Annotated in this window: 1 protein-coding gene; it reads left to right on the top strand. The window is 60.6% G+C overall.

The genetic code is table 11. The features are described 5' to 3' along the window. Nucleotides 1-1,123, top strand: a 1,123-nt coding sequence (locus tag VSS37_RS00045) for a Kae1-like domain-containing protein (protein ID WP_445971465.1), incomplete at its 5' end; no start/stop codon positions are given. Nucleotides 1,124-1,244 lie beyond the last annotated feature (121 nt).

Below are 1,244 nucleotides of genomic sequence, written 5' to 3'. Positions count from 1 at the left end.
CCCGCCCCTACCTGCCACGGAACACAGCGAATCTCAAAAGACCCTGGAAGCCTCCCCCGCCCTTCCAACCCTCACGGTCGTCGTCGACCAGCACCCCGGCTACCGCTCCACGCAATTAGGCCAACAGCTGGCGAAAACCCATCGCCTACCGTTGCTGGAAGTCCAGCACCACCACGCCCACATCGCCGCCTGCCTGGTAGAAAACGGCTGGCCCCTCGACGGCGGCAAAGTGCTCGGCATCGTCCTCGACGGCCTCGGCCATGGTGATGACGGAACCCTGTGGGGCGGCGAATTCCTCCTCGCGGATTATCTTGGCCACCAACGCCTGGGCTGCTTCAAGCCCACCCCCATGCCCGGCGGAACCCAGGCCATCCTGCAACCCTGGCGCAATACCTGGGCGCACCTGCGCAAGCTGGGCTGGACAGCCGTTGAAACCGTTTTTGCTGACCTGGAAATCATCCAATACCTGCAACAACAGCCGCTCGCAACCCTGGACGCCATGCTGGAGCGCCAGCTCAACGCCCCGCTGACCAGTTCCTGTGGACGCCTGTTCGACGCTGTCGCCGCCGCCCTCGGCTTCTGCCGCGACAGCATCAGTTACGAAGGGCAAGCCGCCATCGAACTGGAAGCCGCCACCCCCGCCTGCCTGCTGGCCGTTGTCCCGCCCTACCCGTTCCTGTTGGAGCAACAAGCCGACGGCGGGTGGGAAATCGACCCCGCCCCCATGTGGTGCTCGCTGTTGAGGGATTTGCAAACCGGCTACCACCACACTGCTGTTTCGGCGCAGTTTCATCAAGGGTTGATCAGCGTGATGAGTGAGCTTGTAGAAAAGCTCAAGGAGGAAAGGCATGAAATTCAGGCAATTGCCCTGTCGGGCGGCGTTTTCCATAACACCCTGCTGTTCAAGGGTTTGCTGGCGAAATTGGCAGGGATGGGAATGCCGGTTCTGACCCACAGTGCCGTCCCCACCAACGACGGCGGCCTGTCACTGGGGCAGGCCGCTATCGGTGCTGCAAGGCAACTTACTTCTTCCCGGTGTCTGATCCGGCCCAGCCTCTCCGGACTGATCTACACCAGTAAAACCGGACACAAAGTTAAGCGACCTTCAGTTTCTCAAAATTGACCGGGCTAAGAACCTGCTCATAATCTTTTTAGGCGCTAGACTCAAGGCATTTTTGAGCACCAGCGGTGACCGAACGCCACCCCTATCCCAGCGACATCAGCCGGGAACAATTTGAAGCCAT

The organism is Candidatus Thiothrix phosphatis (genome assembly GCF_035668035.1).
Lineage (GTDB): Bacteria > Pseudomonadota > Gammaproteobacteria > Thiotrichales > Thiotrichaceae > Thiothrix > Thiothrix phosphatis.
Note: the sequence above shows the minus strand (reverse complement) of the source record. Positions and strands in the feature narration are given on the sequence as shown.